This is a genomic window from Mesorhizobium sp. M2E.F.Ca.ET.209.01.1.1, assembly GCF_004010375.2.
Taxonomy (GTDB): Bacteria; Pseudomonadota; Alphaproteobacteria; order Rhizobiales; family Rhizobiaceae; genus Mesorhizobium.
Map to the genome: position 1 here is coordinate 1 of NZ_SADP02000633.1, position 339 is coordinate 339.

The following is a 339-nucleotide window of genomic DNA, read 5'->3' on the forward strand; positions in this document are numbered from 1 at the left end:
GTCGTCGACCAGCTTCGCCAGTATGGCGAGACGCGGCGCGGCTGGCTTGGCGTGCGTATCGAGCCGGTGCCGGACGACATCGCCGAAAGCCTCGGCATGGCAACGGCCAAGGGCGCGCTGGTGGCCGGCGTCATCAAGGGCGGCCCGGTCGACAACGGTTCGGTGCAGGCCGGCGACGTCATCGTCAAGTTCGACGGCAAGGACATCCATGAGATGCGCGACCTGCCTCGCGTCGTCGCGGAAAGCCCGGTCGGCAAGGCGGTCGATGTCGTCATCGTGCGCAAGGGCGTCGAGCAGACCGTCAAGGTGACGCTCGGCCGCCTCGAGGATGGCGAGAAG

At 68.1% G+C, this 339-nt stretch carries 1 protein-coding gene; it reads left to right on the forward strand.

The window, feature by feature from the left end; genetic code table 11:
• Window positions 1-339 (forward strand): PDZ domain-containing protein (locus tag EN852_RS37225; protein WP_135879793.1); only part of this gene is annotated, 339 nt, incomplete at both ends.